17 protein-coding genes and 1 other RNA gene are annotated in these 17,278 nt (G+C 66.5%); 5 read left to right on the forward strand and 13 right to left on the reverse strand.

Going from position 1 to position 17,278, the window contains the following annotated elements; all coding sequences use genetic code 11:
• Positions 1-3,753, forward strand: a complete 3,753-nt coding sequence (gene metH / locus BMZ21_RS23335) for a methionine synthase (RefSeq protein WP_091840359.1) — start codon at positions 1-3, stop codon at positions 3,751-3,753.
• Between the two features lie 31 nt (positions 3,754-3,784).
• Here the strand turns inward: metH and BMZ21_RS23340 are convergent, their stop codons facing one another.
• Complete coding sequence (locus BMZ21_RS23340; protein WP_091840361.1) at positions 3,785-4,672, reverse strand: LysR family transcriptional regulator; 888 nt, start codon at positions 4,670-4,672, stop codon at positions 3,785-3,787.
• A gap of 117 nt (positions 4,673-4,789) precedes the next feature.
• Between BMZ21_RS23340 and BMZ21_RS23345 the strand changes: the two genes are divergently transcribed.
• Positions 4,790-5,989, forward strand: a complete 1,200-nt coding sequence (locus BMZ21_RS23345) for an MFS transporter (RefSeq protein WP_091840364.1) — start codon at positions 4,790-4,792, stop codon at positions 5,987-5,989.
• A gap of 79 nt (positions 5,990-6,068) precedes the next feature.
• Here the strand turns inward: BMZ21_RS23345 and BMZ21_RS23350 are convergent, their stop codons facing one another.
• From BMZ21_RS23350 to gstA, 4 genes are all read right to left on the reverse strand, one after another.
• Positions 6,069-6,530, reverse strand: a complete 462-nt coding sequence (locus BMZ21_RS23350) for a hypothetical protein (protein WP_091840366.1) — start codon at positions 6,528-6,530, stop codon at positions 6,069-6,071.
• Between the two features lie 181 nt (positions 6,531-6,711).
• A complete protein-coding gene (locus tag BMZ21_RS23355) occupies positions 6,712-8,421 on the reverse strand; it encodes a Na/Pi cotransporter family protein (RefSeq protein WP_091840369.1) in 1,710 nt (569 codons plus the stop codon).
• A 242-nt stretch (positions 8,422-8,663) separates the two neighbouring features.
• On the reverse strand, positions 8,664-9,053 hold the full coding sequence (locus BMZ21_RS23360) for a nuclear transport factor 2 family protein (RefSeq protein ID WP_091840371.1): 390 nt from the start codon (positions 9,051-9,053) through the stop codon (positions 8,664-8,666).
• Complete coding sequence (gstA, locus tag BMZ21_RS23365) at positions 9,050-9,661, reverse strand: glutathione transferase GstA (protein WP_091840375.1); 612 nt, start codon at positions 9,659-9,661, stop codon at positions 9,050-9,052. The genes BMZ21_RS23360 and gstA overlap by 4 nt, the downstream gene beginning before the upstream one ends.
• Before the next feature lie 126 nt (positions 9,662-9,787).
• Between gstA and BMZ21_RS23370 the strand changes: the two genes are divergently transcribed.
• Positions 9,788-10,153, forward strand: a complete 366-nt coding sequence (locus BMZ21_RS23370) for a winged helix-turn-helix transcriptional regulator (RefSeq protein WP_091840378.1) — start codon at positions 9,788-9,790, stop codon at positions 10,151-10,153.
• 161 nt (positions 10,154-10,314) lie between these two features.
• Here the strand turns inward: BMZ21_RS23370 and BMZ21_RS23375 are convergent, their stop codons facing one another.
• The 6 genes from BMZ21_RS23375 to BMZ21_RS23395 all read right to left on the reverse strand — a co-directional run bounded on the left by BMZ21_RS23375 (position 10,315) and on the right by BMZ21_RS23395 (position 14,181).
• Complete coding sequence (locus tag BMZ21_RS23375) at positions 10,315-10,785, reverse strand: VOC family protein (protein ID WP_091840381.1); 471 nt, start codon at positions 10,783-10,785, stop codon at positions 10,315-10,317.
• Positions 10,786-10,938: 153 nt separating this feature from the next.
• Positions 10,939-11,097 (reverse strand): hypothetical protein, encoded by a 159-nt coding sequence (locus BMZ21_RS30470; protein ID WP_167561726.1) that lies wholly within the window; start codon positions 11,095-11,097, stop codon positions 10,939-10,941.
• Positions 11,098-11,227: 130 nt separating this feature from the next.
• Complete coding sequence (locus tag BMZ21_RS23380) at positions 11,228-12,184, reverse strand: sensor domain-containing diguanylate cyclase (protein ID WP_091840384.1); 957 nt, start codon at positions 12,182-12,184, stop codon at positions 11,228-11,230.
• Between the two features lie 110 nt (positions 12,185-12,294).
• Positions 12,295-13,083 carry an N-acetylmuramoyl-L-alanine amidase gene (locus BMZ21_RS23385; protein ID WP_091840387.1) on the reverse strand — a complete coding sequence of 263 codons (789 nt, stop codon included), beginning with the start codon at positions 13,081-13,083 and terminating at the stop codon, positions 12,295-12,297.
• Positions 13,080-13,826: a TerB family tellurite resistance protein gene (locus BMZ21_RS23390; RefSeq protein ID WP_091840389.1), complete on the reverse strand. Its 747-nt coding sequence runs from the start codon at positions 13,824-13,826 to the stop codon at positions 13,080-13,082. The genes BMZ21_RS23385 and BMZ21_RS23390 overlap by 4 nt, the downstream gene beginning before the upstream one ends.
• A 55-nt stretch (positions 13,827-13,881) precedes the next feature.
• Entirely contained in the window at positions 13,882-14,181 is a 300-nt protein-coding gene (locus BMZ21_RS23395; protein WP_091840392.1) for a glycine zipper domain-containing protein, read from the reverse strand.
• 313 nt (positions 14,182-14,494) lie between these two features.
• Here BMZ21_RS23395 and BMZ21_RS30875 point away from each other — a divergent pair, with 313 nt between their 5' ends.
• On the forward strand, positions 14,495-15,160 hold the full coding sequence (locus tag BMZ21_RS30875) for a lytic transglycosylase domain-containing protein (protein WP_244543977.1): 666 nt from the start codon (positions 14,495-14,497) through the stop codon (positions 15,158-15,160).
• A 56-nt stretch (positions 15,161-15,216) separates the two neighbouring features.
• An RNA gene (rnpB, locus tag BMZ21_RS23405) (RNase P RNA component class A) lies at positions 15,217-15,609 on the forward strand.
• Positions 15,610-15,671: 62 nt separating this feature from the next.
• Here rnpB and BMZ21_RS23410 read toward each other — a convergent pair.
• Both BMZ21_RS23410 and BMZ21_RS23415 read right to left on the reverse strand, forming a co-directional pair.
• Positions 15,672-16,625, reverse strand: coding sequence for an MBL fold metallo-hydrolase (locus tag BMZ21_RS23410; protein ID WP_091840395.1), 954 nt, complete (start codon positions 16,623-16,625; stop codon positions 15,672-15,674).
• Between the two features lie 117 nt (positions 16,626-16,742).
• Complete coding sequence (locus tag BMZ21_RS23415) at positions 16,743-17,168, reverse strand: organic hydroperoxide resistance protein (RefSeq protein ID WP_091840398.1); 426 nt, start codon at positions 17,166-17,168, stop codon at positions 16,743-16,745.
• Between the last annotated feature and the right edge of the window lie 110 nt (positions 17,169-17,278).

Consider the following 17,278-nt stretch of genomic DNA (forward strand, 5'->3'; position numbering starts at 1 on the left):
ATGTCCGACTACAAGCCCACACTCGCCGACGGCACCGAAGTCGAGCGCGCCCTGCGCCAGGCCGCCTCCGAACGCATCCTCATCCTCGACGGCGCGATGGGGACGCAAATCCAGGACCTGAAGCTAACCGAAGCGGATTTCCGCGGCGAGCGCTTCAAGGGCTGGAACCACGACCTCAAGGGCAATAACGACCTGATCGCGCTGACGATGCCGGATGCCTTGCGCGACATCCACCTGGCCTATTACCGGGCCGGCGCCGACATCGTCGAGACCAACACCTTCTCCGGCACCTCGATCGCCCAGGCCGATTACGGCATGGAGGCGATCGTCTACGAACTCAACGTCGCCTGCGCCCGGATCGCGCGGGAGGCGGCCGAGATCGCCCGCAAGGAAGACGGCCGCCGCCGCTTCGTCGCCGGCGCGATCGGTCCGACCAACCGCACGCTCTCGATCTCGCCCGACGTCAACAATCCCGGTTTCCGCGCCGTCACCTTCGACCAGGTGCGCGATGCCTACGCCGAGCAGGTGCGCGGGCTGATCGATGGTGGCTCCGAGCTGCTGCTGATCGAGACGATCTTCGACACCCTCAACGCCAAGGCCGCGATCGTCGCGATCCAGGAGGTTTTCCGCGAGAAGGGCTCGAAACTGCCGGTGATGATCTCCGGCACGATCACCGACCTCTCCGGCCGGACGCTCTCTGGCCAGACGGTCGAGGCGTTCTGGAACGCGGTGCGCCATGCCGATCCGCTGACGGTTGGCCTCAACTGCGCGCTGGGTGCCCGCGAGATGCGCGCCCATATCAAGGACATGTCGCGCGTCGCCGGAACGCTGGTCTGCGCCTATCCCAATGCCGGCCTGCCCAACGAGTTCGGCCTCTATGACGAGCGACCGGAAGCGACAGCCAAGATGCTGGCCGAGTTCGCTGATGCCGGCTTCGTCAACATGGTTGGCGGCTGCTGCGGCACGACGCCGGGCCATATCCGTGCGATCTCCGAAGCCGTCGCCGGCAAGGCGCCGCGCCCCATTCCGGAGCCGAAGCCTTACCTCAGGCTTGCCGGCCTCGAGCCGTTCACGCTCGACGAGACGATTCCCTTCGTGAACGTCGGCGAGCGCACCAACGTCACCGGCTCGGCCAAGTTCCGCAAGCTGGTCACTAATGGCGATTACGCCGCCGCGCTCGATGTGGCGCGCGACCAGGTCGCCAATGGCGCCCAGGTCATCGATATCAACATGGACGAGGGCCTGCTCGACTCCGAGAAGGCGATGACCGAGTTCTGCAACCTGATCGCCTCGGAACCGGACATCTCCCGGGTGCCGATCATGGTCGATTCCTCGAAGTTCCATGTCATCGAGGCCGGCCTGAAGACGATCCAGGGCAAGCCGATCGTCAACTCGATCTCGATGAAGGAGGGCGAGGAAGCTTTCCTCGAGCACGCCCGGATCTGCCGGCAATACGGCGCGGCCGTCGTCGTGATGGCCTTCGACGAGAAAGGCCAGGCCGACACCTATGAGCGCAAGATCGAGATCTGCACGCGCGCCTACAAGCTGCTGACCGAGGTCGCGGGCTTCCCGCCCGAGGACATCATCTTCGATCCGAACATCTTCGCGGTGGCGACCGGCATCGAGGAGCACGACAACTACGGCAACGACTTCATCAACGCGACCCGCACCATCCGCGAGACGCTGCCGCACGCGCATATCTCCGGCGGCGTCTCGAACCTGTCCTTCTCCTTCCGCGGCAACGAGAAGGTCCGCGAGGCGATGCATTCGGTCTTCCTGTACCACTGCATCAAGGTCGGGATGGACATGGGCATCGTGAATGCCGGCCAGCTCGGCAGCTACGATGATCTCGATCCCGAACTGCGCGAGCTCTGTGAGGACGTCGTCCTCAACCGTCGCAAGGACGCGACCGAGCGGCTGCTCGATGCCGCCCCGCGCTTCAAGGGCGACGGCTCGACGGCGGTCTCGGGCAAGGACCTCGCCTGGCGCGAAGCCGATGTGCACGAGCGCCTCAAGCACGCGCTGGTCAACGGCATCACCGAGTTCATCGACCGCGATACGGAAGAGGCGAGGGCGCAGGCCGAGAAGCCGCTGCACGTCATCGAAGGCCCGCTGATGGCCGGGATGAACGTCGTCGGCGACCTGTTCGGCGCCGGCAAGATGTTCCTGCCGCAGGTGGTGAAGTCCGCCCGCGTGATGAAGCAGGCCGTCGCCTACCTCATGCCTTACATGGAAGAGGAGAAGCGCCTCAACGGCGGCGCCGAGCGCCAGGCTGCCGGCAAGGTGCTGATGGCGACGGTGAAGGGCGATGTCCACGACATCGGCAAGAACATCGTCGGCGTCGTGCTCCAGTGCAACAATTACGAGGTGATCGATCTCGGCGTCATGGTGCCGACGCAGAAGATCCTCGATACCGCGCGCAAGGAGAAGGTCGACATCATCGGCCTCTCCGGGCTGATCACGCCCTCGCTCGACGAGATGGTCACGGTCGCTTCCGAGATGGAGCGCGAGGGCTTCGACATCCCGCTGCTGATCGGCGGGGCGACGACCAGCCGCGTCCATACCGCGGTGAAGATCCACCCGGCCTACAACCAGGGTCAGGCGGTCTACGTCACCGACGCCTCGCGCGCCGTCGGCGTCGTCTCCAGCCTGCTCTCGCAGGAGCAGAAGCCTGCCTATGTCGAGGGCATCCAGGCCGAATACGAGAAGGTTGCCGCCGCCCATCGCCGCTCGGAGGCGGACAAGCAGCGCCTGCCGCTGGCCAAGGCGCGCGCCAACGCCTTCAAGCCGGACTGGGCCGGCTACCGGCCGCCGAAGCCGACCTTCCTCGGCACCCGCGTCTTCCGGACCTATGACATCGCCGATCTCGTGCCGCTGATCGACTGGACGCCGTTCTTCCAGACCTGGGAGCTGAAAGGCCGTTTCCCGGCAATTCTCGAAGACGAGAAGCAGGGCGAGGCGGCGCGTGCGCTCTGGGACGATGCGCAGTCGATGCTGAAGCGCGTCGTCGAGGAGCGCTGGTTCAATCCGAAGGCGGTGATCGGCTTCTGGCCGGCCAACGCCGTCGGCGACGATATCCGGCTCTATACCGGCGAGAGCCGGCAGGAGACGCTTGCGACCTTCCACGGCCTGCGCCAGCAGCTCTCCAAGCGCGACGGCAAGCCGAACATGTGCATCTCCGACTTCGTCGCGCCCGAGGGCATCGAGCGGCCCGACTATATCGGCGCCTTCGTCGTGACGGCCGGGGCGGAGGAGGAGCGCATCTCGGAGAAGTTCGCCCGCGACAATGACGACTATCGCTCGATCATGGTCAAGGCGCTGGCTGATCGCTTTGCCGAGGCCTTCGCTGAACGGATGCACCAGCTCGTGCGCACCGAGTTCTGGGCCTACGCGCCGGACGAGGCGTTCTCGAACGAGGACCTGATCCGCGAGGAATACCAGGGCATCCGGCCGGCGCCGGGCTATCCGGCCCAGCCCGACCATACCGAGAAGGCGACCCTGTTCGAGCTGCTCCAGGCCGAGCCGCGCATCGGCGTGAAGCTGACCGAGAGCTATGCGATGTGGCCGGGCTCATCGGTCTCCGGCCTCTATCTCTCGCATCCTGACGCCTATTACTTCGGCGTCGCCAAGGTCGAGCGCGACCAGGTCGAGGATTACTCGGTCCGCAAGGGCATGGATATCAGAGAGGTCGAGCGCTGGCTGGCGCCGATCCTGAACTATGAGCCGAGCGCCTATGCGGAGGCGGCAGAGTGATCGCTGGCCCGCTGCCGGCAAGGCAGCTGGATCACGCGGCCAGGAATTCCTCGGCCGCGAAGTCCACGAAGGCGCGCAGCTTCGGCGAGGCGTAGCGGCTCGCCGGCCACATCACGCTGAACTTGGTCCGCGCCTCGACATAGCCAGCGAGGATGCGGACGAGCGAGCCGCGCTGCAGGTGCCCAGCGACGGACAGGTCGGGAACGCAGGCGATGCCGAGCCCGCTTTCGGCGAGGCCGATCTGCGCTTCGAGCGCGTTCGTCACCACGCTGGGCTGGATTTCGACCTGCGCGAGCTCGCCGCCTCTGGACAAGGGCCATTGGTGGAGCTTGCCCGTATTGGCGTAGCGGTAGACGAGGCAGCTGTGCCGGGCGAGGTCTTCCGGCGTCTCCGGCGTGCCCATCCTGCGGAAATAGTCGGGTGAGCCGACCAGCGCCTGGCTGAAATGGCCGAGTGTGCGGGTCATCAATCGGGAATCGGCATGCTCGCCGGTGCGGAGCACGACATCGAAGCCTTCGCCGATGACGTCGACCACCCGGTCGGTGGCATCGAGCTCGAGTTCGATCTCGGGGTGGCGCCGCTTGAAGGCGGCGAATTTCGCGATCGGGATCATGCTCATCGAGGGCAGGCTGACGCGCAGCTTTCCTTGCGGCGTCGCCCGGCTGCGAGAGAGTTCCAGCTCGGCCGCTTCATATTCGCAGAGGATGCGTCGGCAGCGCTCGAGGAACATCGCGCCTTCCGGCGTCAGCGTGACGCTGCGGGTCGAGCGGTGGAACAGCCTGGCGCCGAGCCGATCCTCCAGCCGCGCCACCGCCTTGCTGACGGCCGAGGCGGAGATGCCGAGCTTGCGGCCGGCCTCGGTGAAACCATCCGCTTCGGCCGCATGCACAAAGGCGAAGAGTGCTCCCAGGCTATCCATGCGGCGGTCACCCAGTCATGACGGGAATGTCCAAAGTGTCATGAGTTGTGTCCTGTTTTTCGTTCATTGGGAACCAGCTACCTCAAGCGCCACCCCATCTTCGAAGGCGCTACCGCCATGACATCAGCGACGAACACGATCTCGGCCGGCACGAGCGAGGCAAGACTGCCATTAGGGGGCCTGCTGGCGCTCGCCATGGCGGCCTTCATCACGCTCCTCACCGAAATCCTGCCATCGGGCCTGCTCCCGCAAATGGCCGGGAGCCTCGGTCGATCCGAGGCACTGATCGGCCAGCTCGTCACCGCCTATGCGGTCGGCTCGCTCGTCTCCGCCATTCCCCTGACGATCGCCACGCAGAGCTGGCCGCGGCGCACGCTGCTGCTGATCGCGATCGGCGGCTTTGCCGTCGTCAACACGGTGACGGCCATCTCCGACAGCTATGCCGTCACGCTGGTCGCCCGTTTCGTCGCCGGCATGAGCGCGGGGCTGCTCTGGGCGCTGGCGGCCGGCTATGCCGCCCGCATGGTGCCGGACCATCTGCAGGGCCGCGCGATCGCGATCGCCATGGTCGGAGCGCCACTGGCGCTTTCGCTCGGCATCCCGACGGGGACTTTCCTCGGCACGCTGCTGGGCTGGCGCTGGACCTTCGGCGTGATGAGCGGGCTGACGGTGCTCCTGGTCTTCTGGGTTCTGGCCAAGGTGCCCGATTTTCCCGGCCAGAAGCGAGGGCAGGAGTTCGCGCTGACGGCGGTCTTCACGCTGCCGGGCGTCCGGCCGGTCCTGTTAGTCGTCTTCGCCTATGTGCTCGCCCACAACACGCTCTATACCTATATCGCGCCCTTCCTTGAGCCGGCTGGCCTCAAGGATCGGACCGATGTCGTGCTGCTGGTCTTCGGCCTTGCCTCCTTGCTCGGCATCTGGATCACCGGCGCCCTGATCGATCGATGGCTGCGCGAGCTGGTCCTGGCGAGCGTCGCGCTGTTCGGCTTCTCCGCCCTGACGCTCGGATTGGCAGGCACGGTGCCAGCGGTGATCTATGGCGCGGTCGCCGTCTGGGGGCTGGCCTTCGGCGGGGCCGGGACGCTGTTCCAGACCGCTTCCGCCAGGGCGGCGGGCAAAGCCGCCGACGTCGCCCAGTCGATGCTGGTGACCACGTGGAATCTCGCCATTGCCGGCGGCGGCATCGTCGGCGGATTGCTGCTGAGCGGCTTTGGCGTCGCGCCGTTCCCGTGGGTGCTGGCGGCGTTGCTGATCGCGACATTCGCGGTCGCGTGGGGCGCGAAGAGCCATGGCTTTCGCGCCGCAGCGAGCAGATAACCCATCTGGGCCGTGAAGCTGAGGCGCGGAGAACCCTCTCCTTCAGGAGAGGGGATCCCGCGCCTTACTTGGAACTGACTTACCCGCCGCAGCGCTGTGCCAGCACGGCAAAGCCCTTCTGGCCGGCAGCGAGCGGGAAGTTCTGTGTCTCGCCCTCGATGCGCAGGGTGAGGCTCTTGCCCTTGCGCAGCACCGCCTGGAGTGCGGGCGACAGCGTCGTCGTCGCCTCGAAGTGATTGCCCATCTCGTCGCTGATCAGCTTCATGCCGACATCCGCCTGCCCGCCGCTCGACGAGAATTTGGCGGTCGTGACGGCGTTGTCCTTCATGCCCTCCTTGAAGAAGGGGATCCGCACGGTCAGGCTCTTGCTGGCGAAATCGCAGGAGAAGAACAGGCGCTGGTCGTCGGTCTGCGGCATCTCATAGGCGACGACGATGCCCTCGCCATCCTGCCGGACCCCCCAGGTCAGGCCGTCATCGGCCCAGGCGGCGGCCGGGAGCGCCAGAGCGGGTGCCAGGAGGAAAATCGCCTTCGACGTCATGATAGCTGTCCTCGTATCCATCGATCGCCGCGCCTTTTGGGGCGAGCAGGCGACAATTCGCGCATTGCACCGTCATTGCGGATCGCTTCCCTTCGCCCGCAATCGCGACAAAACTTCAGCTGGAACAGCAAACAGGCCGCACGATGGCGGCCTGTCCACGGTCAGATGAGGAGCGGATCGCTCAGGCCGGCACGGCAGCCGCGCCGAAACCGCCGACCTCCTGGCTCTGCTGGCTGGTCTCCGTCACCGGCACGACGCGCGAGACCGAACGGCGCTCGGCGTCGATGCGCTCGATCAGGAAGTAGGCGCGCTCCGCCGAGCCGAGCAGCGCCAGGATCGCGCCGCGCTCGACCCAGGGCAGTTCGGCGCCGAGGCGCAGGCAGCGCTCGCGGACGCTCGTCAGGGCGGCGATGCGCGGCTCGGCCTCGGCGGAAACGAGCGGAGCATCCGGCCCGGCCGGCAGGATTGCGCGCATTGCCTCGGCGACCTGGTCGACGACGCTGTCGACGATCTCGCGGCCGGGCGCGCCGAAGGGCTGGCGCTCGATGCGGCGGGCGATCTGGTAGAGGGTCTCGCCGAGACTGGCGGTGAAATCCTCTTCCTCGATCAGGCTCGCGACGAGGTCGGCGCGGGCATAGGGCATCTCGGGCGTGAACATGCCGGAGGTGTAGGCCCGGATATCGCGGTTCAGGATGTCGATGGCAGCGTAGTGCTCGTCGCTCTTCTCAGGCGCATCCGGCTTGCTGCGAGCGATGTCGAGGAAGAGCTGCGCGGCCTGGAGATAGCGGCCGGTCTCCTTCTGGATGTTGGCGACGGCATGGGCATGATCGGTCGCCTTGGCGAGGAAGCGTGGCGCCGAATAGTCCTCGATCTCGTCCGTCGCCGTGGCGCCGACCTTCATCAGGACGCGCTCGAAGACGCCGACGAAGGGGAAGAGCAGGACGGTGTTGAAGATGTTGAAGAAGGTCGAATAGAGGCCGATCGCGACCGGGATGAGCGGGAAGGTTTCCTTGCCGTCCTTGACGACCGCCACGCCCGGATCGCCGCCGAACCACTGCATCGCCCAGGTCAGCACGTCCATGGAAACGAAGAACAGCGGTATCGTGATGGCGACGCCGATGATGTTGAAGGAGATATGGGCATAAGCCGCGCGCTTGGCGTTTTTGGTCAGGTTGAGCGAGGCCATCCACGAGGTGATGGTCGTGCCGAGATCGGCGCCGAGCGAGAAGGCGACGGCGGTCTTCCAGTCGAGGATGCCGGCGGCGCCGAGGCCCATGACGATGCCGATCGTCGCCGAGGAGGAGTGGATCATCGCGGTGATGCCGGCGGCGATCAGCACGCAGTAGAGCAGGCCGAGATAGGTGTCGGCCTTCAGCGAGGAGATGACGCCCATCACCTCCGGCATGTTGCGAAGCGGGCGCAGGCCGCCGGTCATCAGATTGAGGCCGTAGAAGATCAGCGCGAAGCCCATGCAGGCGAGCGCGATGTTCTTGACCTTGTCGGTCTTGGCGAAGATGTGGACCAGCGCGAAGATGCCGGCGAGCAGCAGGCCGAGCGGGCCGAGGGGCAGCGCGATCAGGCCGTTGCCGAGCGTCGTGCCGATATTGGCGCCCATGATCACGCTGATCGCAGGCCGCAGGCCGATCACGCCGGCATTGACGAGGCCGACGACCATGACGGTCATCGCGGTCGAGGACTGGATGATGCCGGTGATGAAGGTGCCGGCGAGGACGCCCTTGGCCGGCGTGCCGGCGATTCTGGCGAGCAACGCCCGCATCTTGTTGACGGCGAGATTCTGGATGCCGTTGCTCATGAATTCGAGGCCGAGCATGAAGATGCCCAGGCCGCCGATCACAGGCACGATCACCTGCGTGAAGATATCGACTTGCATGCTCTCGACTCCGACAAGTGTGCGCGGTCGCGTCTGCGCCCGGGTCGAGACGTCACGGCACAGCTCTACACGCGGGCCCGGCAATGGACGCGCGCGCTTTTTCCGTGCCTGTCTCCCCACCTGGCCAGCGGAGTCCTTAGGCAGGTCGTACGACATTGGGGTGACTGTGCGTCACGAGGCCGGCGAGCGATCGACTGGCCGCCGGCGTCGACATCCGCCGGCGGCCCGTGTCTCTCGGCCGTTCAGGCGACCGCCTCGTCGAGGTCGAAATGGAAGACCTTGGCGATCAGGCGCCAGCGCCCGTCGAGCCTGATGAAGCTGAGGAGGTCGGTGAAGCGCTTTGGACCGATGGCGCATTCGACGCGGGCCAGCGCGGTGACCGGGCCGGCGAATTCGATCGAGAGGATGCGGTCGCGCCGGGGCTCGCCGCGGCTGGCCGGCGAAGGGCGCTTGGCCACCATGGGCAGGTACTGATCCATGGTGAGATGGATCAGGCTGCCTTCCGTCCCGCAGGCATAGATCGCCTGCGGGTGGAAAAGCCGGCCGAGCTTGTCGGCATCGCTGTGATGGAGGCCGTCGAAATAGTCGCCGAGCACAGCGACGATCTCTGCGAAACGCGGATCGGCGCTCATTGGAGCAGGCCCTCGGCCCGCATCGCCTCCTGCACGCTGGAGCGGGCGCCGATCCGCTCCATGAAGGCGCGCAGCTTCGGGAAGGCGTCGAGCGGCACGCCGCGGCTTTCAGACCAGTTGACGATGGTGAAGAGATAGCCGTCGGCAACGCTGAACGCTTCGCCGAGGAGATGCTCACGGCCGCCGGCGAAGATGGTCTCGATATAGCCGAGCTTCCTGGCAACGCGGGCGCGTGCGATCGTCTTGCCCTCGTCGCTGGTGTCGGGGAGGAAGAGCGGCGTGTAGGCTTTGTGCAGCTCGCTGCCGATGAAGTTCATGATCTCCTCGAGCCGGATACGCTCGAAGCTGCCGGGCTTGGGAGCGAGAGCGGCGTGCGGGGCGAGATCGGCGATATAGCGGGCGATGACCGCGCCCTCGGTGAGGACGGTGCCGTCGTCGAATTGCAGCGCCGGAACATATCCCTTCGGATTGACGGCGGTATAGTCGGCGCCGGTCTCGGTCCGGCCAGCAAGGAGATCGACCTTCTCAAGCGTTACGGGCAGGCCGGCTTCGCGCAGGGCGATGTGGGGCGAGAGCGAGCAGGCGCCCGGGGCATAGTAGAGCTTCACGGCAATGTCCTCATCCGCGTTGACGAATGGCGGAGAGCTAGGCCGACGCAGTTACCCCTGTATACGGGGTAACTTGTTGTAACTGCGTTTTCCGGTATCCTCCCGGTAACCGGAGACCTGATCGCAATGGCTTTGAAACTCAGGAAGAATCGCGCCGCGGCGCAGCCGGAGACCTGCAATGTCGGCGCCTGCATGCAGGTGCTCGGCGGAGCCTGGACGCCGAACGTGATCTGGTTCCTGTCAGGCGGGCCGCGCCGCTTCGGCGAACTCAGGCGCGACATGCCGGTGATCTCGGCGAAGATGCTGAGCGCGCGGCTGCGCGCGCTGGAGGAGAAGGGCGTCGTTCAGCGCAAGGTGGTGCCGACCACGCCGCCCTCGACCGAGTACGCCTTGACCGAGCTCGGGCAGGAATACGTGCCGGCGATCCTGGCGATCGCCGAGGTCGGGGCAAAGCTGAAGACACTGGCCGCGGCACGGGCGCAAGCGGCCTGATTTACGCATCTTCCGGGCCTAGTGGAGCTCTCATCCTGAAGAGCGCTCCGTAGGAGTGCGTCACGGAAGATGCTCCGGCTGGTTCCGGAGCCTGCCGGAGCTTCCTTCGCGAAAGCCGCTACGCGGCTTCCTCAGGATGAGGGCGATTGGAAGGTCGAATCCTAACCCTTCGCCGCCGCTTCCAGCCCGGCGATGTCGAGCTTGACCATCTTCAGCATCGCCTCGGCGACGCGCCCGGCCTTGGCGCGGTCGGGATCGCGAGTGAGCTCGCCCAGGCGCTTGGGTACGATCTGCCAGGATACGCCCCAGCGATCCTGGAGCCAGCCGCACTGCTCGAACTTGCCGCCCTCGCCGAGTGCCTCCCAGAGACGGTCGATCTCGGCCTGCGTCTCGCATTCCACGAAGATCGAGAAGGTGTGGTTGAAGGCGTCGGAGCGCCAGGCCTCGAAGGCCTGGTAGCGCTGGCCGCCGATGGTGAAGGCGGCGATCTTGACGCTGTCGGCCGGCCCGCTCGGGGATTCGGCCGGGAGGGCGCTGGTCCATTCCAGGGCCGAGTCCGGGATCAGCGAGGTGTAGAGGCTGATCGCAGCTTCCATGTCCTTGTCGAACCAGAGATTCTGGGTGACCTTCATCGCCATGCTCCTTGCTCTCTCACCAGACCGGATGGCGGTCTGTCGCCTCAAGGACGCAGGAGGGGCGAGGGTTCCGACAGAGGCCACGCTTTTTTGTGAAGGGGTAGTTGGCAGGGAGAGCGGCGCCGCTTTCCGGCGAGGCCGCTGCTCGATTCACCAGCGGTCGTAGCGGGGGCGGCGGTAGCCGTCGCCATATCCGCGCCGATAGCCGTAAGCCTCCCCATGGCGGCCATAACCACGCCCATAGCCGCGACCGTAACTGCCGCTGCGTCCGTAGCGCTGGCGGTCGAGATTGTCCTGGATGATCTGCATCCGCCGCAACTTGGCTGCCGCTGCTCGCTATGATCCTCATAATCTCGGCAGCGAAGGTATGGCGGCATGCCGACTGAGGCCTGCTCGAGATCGGCAGCCGACGCTAGCGATCCTGCAGCCGACCCCTCGCTCAGACCACACGCATCTCGCCGGCGCTGACCATCGCCACGTCGCCCGCGACCTCGACGGGATCGCCGAACAGGCGAAGGCAATTGCGGCCGGCGGCCTTGGCGACGTAGAGCGCCGAATCCGCCTCGGCGAAGCGCCGCTCGGGATCGTGCAGCAGGCCCGGCCGCAGGATGGTGGCGCCGATCGAGGCGCTGACCTCGATGGTCGTGCCGCGCCAGGCGACCGGGCGCGATAGCGCCGCTTGCGCCTGTTCCAGCCGGTGGAGGAGATAGGGACGTCCGGCGGCCGAGCAGAGAAGCAGGCCGAATTCGTCGCCGCCGATGCGTGCGATGATCGCGGCATCGCTGAGCGCGCTTTCCAGCCGCATGGCGATCTGGCGCAGGCATTCGTCGCCCGCGGCATGGCCGAGGCGGTCGTTGATCGGCTTGAGGTTGTCGAGGTCGACGATGGCGAGCAGGCCGAGCGCGCTGGAATCGCCGGTGTGGCGGCGCAGGTCCGAGAGCTGCATCTCGAAGGCGCGGCGGTTGGCGAGCCCGGTCAGCGGGTCGCTATAGGCGAGCCGGCGCAGGCCCAGCCACATGTCCTTCTCGCCGGTGATGTCCTGCTTGGCGCCGTGGATGCGGGCCGCCCGTCCGTGCTCATGCGTGACGGAAGCGGAGAGACGCATCCAGCGCTCGGCGCCGGCAGTGGTGCAGATGCGGGCGTCCATGACGAAGCCCTGGCCGCTGGTGATCAGCCGGCTGCGCAGGCGTTCCATCTCGGCGCGGGACTCGTCATGGTAAAGCTCGACGATCGAGCGGCGATTGATCGCGCAGCCGCGTTGCAGGCCGAACAGGTCGTAGATGCCGTCGGTCCAGCTCAGGCGCGTATCGGCGAGCCGACATTCCCAGGCGCCGATGCAGGCCATCAGCGCTGCTTGATCGTAGAGGCGTCTGGCTTCGGCGTCCGAGAGCGGCATACGGCGGCCCTTAGCCCTGCGTCGGTGATGTGAGCATCGTCCGCGACGCTAGGGCCGAAGAGTTAATGAAGCTTGCCGCCATCCGGGCGGGATCGCCGCAGTCCTGACGATCAGCCGGTCCGGGCTTCCTGCGTCAGCCCGAGCAGGTCGCGCAGCGTCGTGATGGTCGAGCCATCGGCGACGCCATCGACCTTTTCCGGGCGCCAATGGCGCTGGAAGGCGGCGACAACCGCCTCGAAGCGCTCGTCATAGGTACCGTCGACCGCAACACCGTAGCCGAGCATGGCGAACATCGCCTGCAGCGCCTCGACCGGCGGGCCGGCATCGCCGCGGGCGAAGAAGCGCCCGCCCTTGATCGGAGCGGGCTCGATCCAGAGGCCGACGCCGCCCTCGGCGAAGCGGCGCCAGGGGAATTTCTCGCCGGGATCGATCTTGCGGCCCGGCGCGATGTCGGAATGGGCGAGCACACGCTCGGGCGGGATCCGCCAGCGCTCGCAGATGTCGCGGCAGAGGTTCAGCGTCGCGGCGATCTGCGCCTCGGGAAAGTCGGGCAGGCCGGCAGGGTGGCCGGGATTGGCGATCTCGATGCCGATCGAGGCGGAGTTCAGGTCGGTCTCGCCAGCCCAGTGCGAGGCGCCGGCATGCCAGGCGCGGCGCTCCTCGGGCACGAGCTGGAGGATGTGGCCGTTCTCGAAGACGAAATAATGCGAGGAGACCTGCGAAGCCGGATTGCACAGCCACTGCAGCGCTTCGCCGGCATCGGGCATGCCGGTGTAGTGCAGGATCAGCGTGTCGGGTCGGCGCTCGGTCGAGCCATCGCTGAACTTGCGCTCGCCATGGTTGGGCGAGGGGAAGACCTTGGCGGCGAAGCGGCTGTCGGGTGCGAGAGTGACGCTCACGCCGGCTCCGGTTCCCTGCGGCCGATGCCGCGTTCCTTCTCGATCGCGTCCCAGGCGGCGTTGATGGCGGCGAGCCGGCGCGTCGCGATGCAGACCGCCTCTTCCGGCAGGCCGCGGGCGATCTCGCGATCCGGGTGGTTTTCCAGCACGAGGCGGCGATGCAGCTGCTTCAGCTCGCCATCGCTCATCTCGCGGCTGGCGCCGAGCACGAGATAGGGATCGTCGCGGCGGCGCAGATGCCGCGCCTCAATGCGGGCGAAGCCGGCCTCGTCGATGGCGAAGATCATCGCGACATCATGCAGATAGGCATGCTCGCGTTCATGGATCGCGCCATCGGCCGCGGCGATCAGGAAGAGGCCGTCGAGCACGTCCTCCAGCAGGGCCGGCTCTTCGCGGAAGGCCTCTGCGATCTGCTGGGCATAGGCCTCGAAGCCGGCGCTGGTCTGCTTTGCGAGGTCGAACAGGCGCTCGACATGCGCCCTCTGCTCCTGCGGCACCTCGACGATGCGCTCGAAGGCGGCGATCTCCTCACGTGTCACAACCCCGTCGGCGCGCGCCATCTTGGCAGCGAGCGCGACCAGGCCGGTGGTGAAGATCAATTGCTTGGGTGCGGGGCCGAAGAGCGCGCCGTCGCGGTCGACCAGGACGTGGCCCGCGAGTGCGCCGACGAGGGCGCCGAGTGGCCCGCCCAGCGCGAAGCCGAGGCCGCCGCCGCCCAGAAGCCCCCAGAAAGACGAGGTCATCGTTCATCCAGCCACGGCCGGATCGGCCGCGGCTCCTGCGTAGAATGCGAACGGCTCAGCGGCAATAGAGCCGGCCGTAATAGTCGCGGTAGTAGCCGTAGGGGCAGCCGCCGTAGCCGTCGTCATAATAGTAGCCGCCGCGGCGATAAGGCGAGGTAGCCGAGCCGACGATGGCGCCACCCACGCCGCCGATCGCGGCGCCGGCGAGCGCCCCGCCCGCGCGGCCGGTGGCCAGCCCGCCGATCACGGCACCGGTCGCGGCACCGACCAGGGCGCCGCCGCCGACGCGTTCCTCATGCGGCGTGCAGGCGCCCAGCGCCAGCGCGACGGCCGCCATTGCGATCAACTTCCTCATCACGTTCCCCCTTCTCGGGTCGTATCCAGCAGAACGGTTTCGGCGGGAGCCGACTTTTTGCATTGCGACCGGCAATTGCGGTGGCAATGCGGCGATGATTTGACCCGCTGCCATGACTGCGTCAACGCCGGCGATGATGAATCGTTCCAACGTTTAATACATGATGATTACTGCTTTCAATCCGAGGCTAAAGTAATCACTCTTCCTTTGGGGTCGATCGAAATTTGATCGTATCGTCCGGATTGTCGTCACATTCATCTATCATGTCGCCGCACCGTTCTTCGCTCCTGTCGATAGATGAGGCTCCTCCTGCATGATGAAGATCTCTGGTAGCGGCTGCGCCGCCTTCGCGATTTGCCTGGCCTTTCTTCAACCCGCTTCCGCCCAGGTGAACGCCGAGACCGACGCCCGCGCCTTCATCGTGCGAGAGGCCGAAATCAAGCGTCAGGCTGCCGCTGCCGAGCAGGGCCAGGATTCGCGCGAGGTGGCTTCCGAAGCCGCCGAGACCAAGGGCGAGCGCAAGGCGCGCGCCAAGACTGCCAAGGCGAGCCCGGAAGGGCGCAAACCCCTCGCGGCGCCGGCCGGTTCGGAAGGGCTTCGCGCCATGGTCGCCCGCCATGCCGCCGCCAATGGCGTTCCGTTCGCGCTGGCTGACGCGGTGATCCGCGTCGAGAGCCGTTACAATCCGCGCGCGGCCCATGCCGGCAATTTCGGCCTGATGCAGATCCGCCACCAGACGGCGCGCGGCGTCGGCTATGCCGGCGGCGCTTCCGGCCTGCTCGATGCAGAGACCAATGCCCGTTACGGCATGAAATATCTTGGCCAGGCCTATCGCCTCGCCGGCGGCGACACCTGCCGCACCGTGATGAAATATCAGAGCGGCCATATGGCCAACCGCATGAGCGGCGCCAACCGCACTTATTGCGCCAAGGTGCGCAGCATCTCTGGCAGCGCGCACACCATTTCCGCGAGCAACTGACCTTCGCAGCGCTCCCTGCTTGACGGCTCGGGCCTTTCGAGCGCAGAGGGAGCCCGCCAGTCGGCCGGACGGCCGCTCCTGCTCCGGCGGGGGAGGAAAGTCCGGGCTCCACGGAAACACGGTGCCGGATAACGTCCGGCGGGGGCGACCCCAGGGAAAGCGCCACAGAGATCGAACCGCCGCATGCTTGCGCATGCGGTAAGGGTGAAAAGGTGCGGTAAGAGCGCACCGCGGACCCGGCAACGGGGACGGCATGGCAAGCCCCACCGGGAGCAAGACCGAATAGGGACGATGCTCGCCCGCAAGGGAGGAGGGGCCGGTTTCCAGGCCCAGTCGTCCGGGTTGGTTGCTCGAGGCGCGCAGCAATGCGCGTCCCAGAGGAATGGCCGTCACGTCGGGAGAGCGATCTCCCGGCCATCCAAAACCCGGCTTACAGGCCGGCTGGCACCCCTTCCGATATCGAAAAGGGCCGGGATCGCTCCCGGCCCTTTCGTGTTCGCCGCGGCTGCGATCAGAGTGCGTAGCTCCAATCGGCGGGAACGAAGCGGAAGGCCGAGCCGTCCTTCAGCACCTTGCCGAAGCCGGGGAAGGGCATGTGCGCCCCGCTGATCAGCAATCCGTCGGCGGCGGCCATGTCGAGCACCCGCCGGCGCGAGGCTGCCGCCTGCTTGCCGTCGGCGTCGAAGACGAAGGTCACCTCCGGCTGCGCGGTCTGGATCACGACGTTGTGGATGCTGTCGCCAACGAGGAGGAGCTGCTCGTTGCCCGACGCGACGCGCAGGATGCTGTGGCCGGGGGTATGACCGGGCGCATGCTCGAGCGCAAGGCCGGGGGCGACCTCTCCGGCCTTCACCTTTCGGGTCCGGCTCGCATAGGGCGCGAGCGCATTCCGGGCCGAGGCGAAGAAGGGTTTCACTTCGGCCGGCGCCTGGTTGAGGATGCCGTCATCGTGCCAGAAGGCATGTTCGGTCTCGTTGATGACCAGCTCGGCATTCGGGAAGCGCGCCGTCTTCTCGGCAGTGAGCAGGCCCTCGTGGTGATCAGGATGGGCATGGGTCAGGATGATCGCGTCGATCTGTTCCGGCGTGATGCCGGCGGTGCGCAGATTGCTCTCGGCCCGCCCCATGGTGTCGCCCATCGCGTTCCAAGCGCCGGCGCCGGTATCGAGCAGATAGGTCTTTTCCTTGGTGTTGATGACAAAGGTGTTGACCGCGGTGGGCAGGCGTTCGCCCTGGCCGGCATTGGCGAGGCTCTGGCGGATCGCGGCGGGGTCGCTGCCGCTGAAGACCTTGGTATCGAAGGGGATGTAACCGTCGAGGATCGCGGTGATCTCGAGGTCGCCGAGCTTGCGGCGATAGATGCCCGGCACCTGGTTGCCGGCGAGGGGGGCGCGGGCTGCGGCGGGCAGGACGGGCGCAAGCGCAGTGGCCGCGGCCGCTGCAAGGACATGGCGGCGATCGATCATGGGGATGTTCCAGAAGCTGAGATTGCGGCTCCGGAAACGATGCCTGCTCAAGGCAGGCCAAATCGTCTCACGGCCGGAGGGATGCCCGGCCGTGAGGATCAGATGGGTGGCGTAAGGTCAGCCTGCAACCGTCAGCTGGACGTCGATGTTGCCCCGGGTCGCATCGGAATACGGGCAGACGATATGGGCCTTCTGGACGAGGTCCTCGAGCTTGGCCTTGTCGATGCCCGGCGCCGAAATCGTCAGCTTTGCGGCGATGCCAAAGCCCTTGCCGTCATCGCGCGGGCCAATGCCGATATCGGCGCTGACGCGGGCGTCGTCCGGGATCTTCACGCCCTCCTTGCCGGCGGCGAACTTGAGCGCGCCGAGGAAGCAGGCCGAATAGCCCATGGCGAAGAGCTGCTCGGGATTGGTGCCCTCGCCACCGCCGCCGCCGAGCTCCTTCGGCGTGTTCAGCACGAGCTTGACGTTGCCGGTGTCGGTCGCGGCCTGGCCTTCGCGGCCACCGGTGGCGGAACCATGGGCGGTGTAGAGGATCTTCATCGCTGCTCTCCTTGCTGGGCGGTCCATCCGCCGTGATCGATGTGATTTAGATTGTGCACAATTGAATTGTCTGCAATTCACATATCCGTGAACGTAGCGGCGCGCAGCGC

Source organism: Allobosea lupini, assembly GCF_900109525.1.
Taxonomy (GTDB): Bacteria; Pseudomonadota; Alphaproteobacteria; order Rhizobiales; family Beijerinckiaceae; genus Allobosea; species Allobosea lupini.

What these genes read in the sequence shown, in the direction of transcription:
- BMZ21_RS23360 (WP_091840371.1), bottom strand. Translation starts at nt 9,053, where the DNA reads ATGAGCGCCGATCCGCGTTTCGCAGAGATCGTCGCTGTGCTCGGCGAC.
- BMZ21_RS23355 (WP_091840369.1), bottom strand. Translation starts at nt 8,421, where the DNA reads ATGCAAGTCGATATCTTCACGCAGGTGATCGTGCCTGTGATCGGCGGC.
- BMZ21_RS23370 (WP_091840378.1), top strand. Translation starts at nt 9,788, where the DNA reads ATGGCTTTGAAACTCAGGAAGAATCGCGCCGCGGCGCAGCCGGAGACC.
- BMZ21_RS23395 (WP_091840392.1), bottom strand. Translation starts at nt 14,181, where the DNA reads ATGAGGAAGTTGATCGCAATGGCGGCCGTCGCGCTGGCGCTGGGCGCC.
- BMZ21_RS23350 (WP_091840366.1), bottom strand. Translation starts at nt 6,530, where the DNA reads ATGACGTCGAAGGCGATTTTCCTCCTGGCACCCGCTCTGGCGCTCCCG.
- BMZ21_RS23340 (WP_091840361.1), bottom strand. Translation starts at nt 4,672, where the DNA reads ATGGATAGCCTGGGAGCACTCTTCGCCTTTGTGCATGCGGCCGAAGCG.
- BMZ21_RS23410 (WP_091840395.1), bottom strand. Translation starts at nt 16,625, where the DNA reads ATGATCGATCGCCGCCATGTCCTTGCAGCGGCCGCGGCCACTGCGCTT.
- BMZ21_RS23375 (WP_091840381.1), bottom strand. Translation starts at nt 10,785, where the DNA reads ATGAAGGTCACCCAGAATCTCTGGTTCGACAAGGACATGGAAGCTGCG.
- BMZ21_RS30470 (WP_167561726.1), bottom strand. Translation starts at nt 11,097, where the DNA reads ATGCAGATCATCCAGGACAATCTCGACCGCCAGCGCTACGGACGCAGC.
- BMZ21_RS23380 (WP_091840384.1), bottom strand. Translation starts at nt 12,184, where the DNA reads ATGCCGCTCTCGGACGCCGAAGCCAGACGCCTCTACGATCAAGCAGCG.
- BMZ21_RS23415 (WP_091840398.1), bottom strand. Translation starts at nt 17,168, where the DNA reads ATGAAGATCCTCTACACCGCCCATGGTTCCGCCACCGGTGGCCGCGAA.
- BMZ21_RS30875 (WP_244543977.1), top strand. Translation starts at nt 14,495, where the DNA reads ATGATGAAGATCTCTGGTAGCGGCTGCGCCGCCTTCGCGATTTGCCTG.
- metH (WP_091840359.1), top strand. Translation starts at nt 1, where the DNA reads ATGTCCGACTACAAGCCCACACTCGCCGACGGCACCGAAGTCGAGCGC.
- BMZ21_RS23345 (WP_091840364.1), top strand. Translation starts at nt 4,790, where the DNA reads ATGACATCAGCGACGAACACGATCTCGGCCGGCACGAGCGAGGCAAGA.
- BMZ21_RS23390 (WP_091840389.1), bottom strand. Translation starts at nt 13,826, where the DNA reads ATGACCTCGTCTTTCTGGGGGCTTCTGGGCGGCGGCGGCCTCGGCTTC.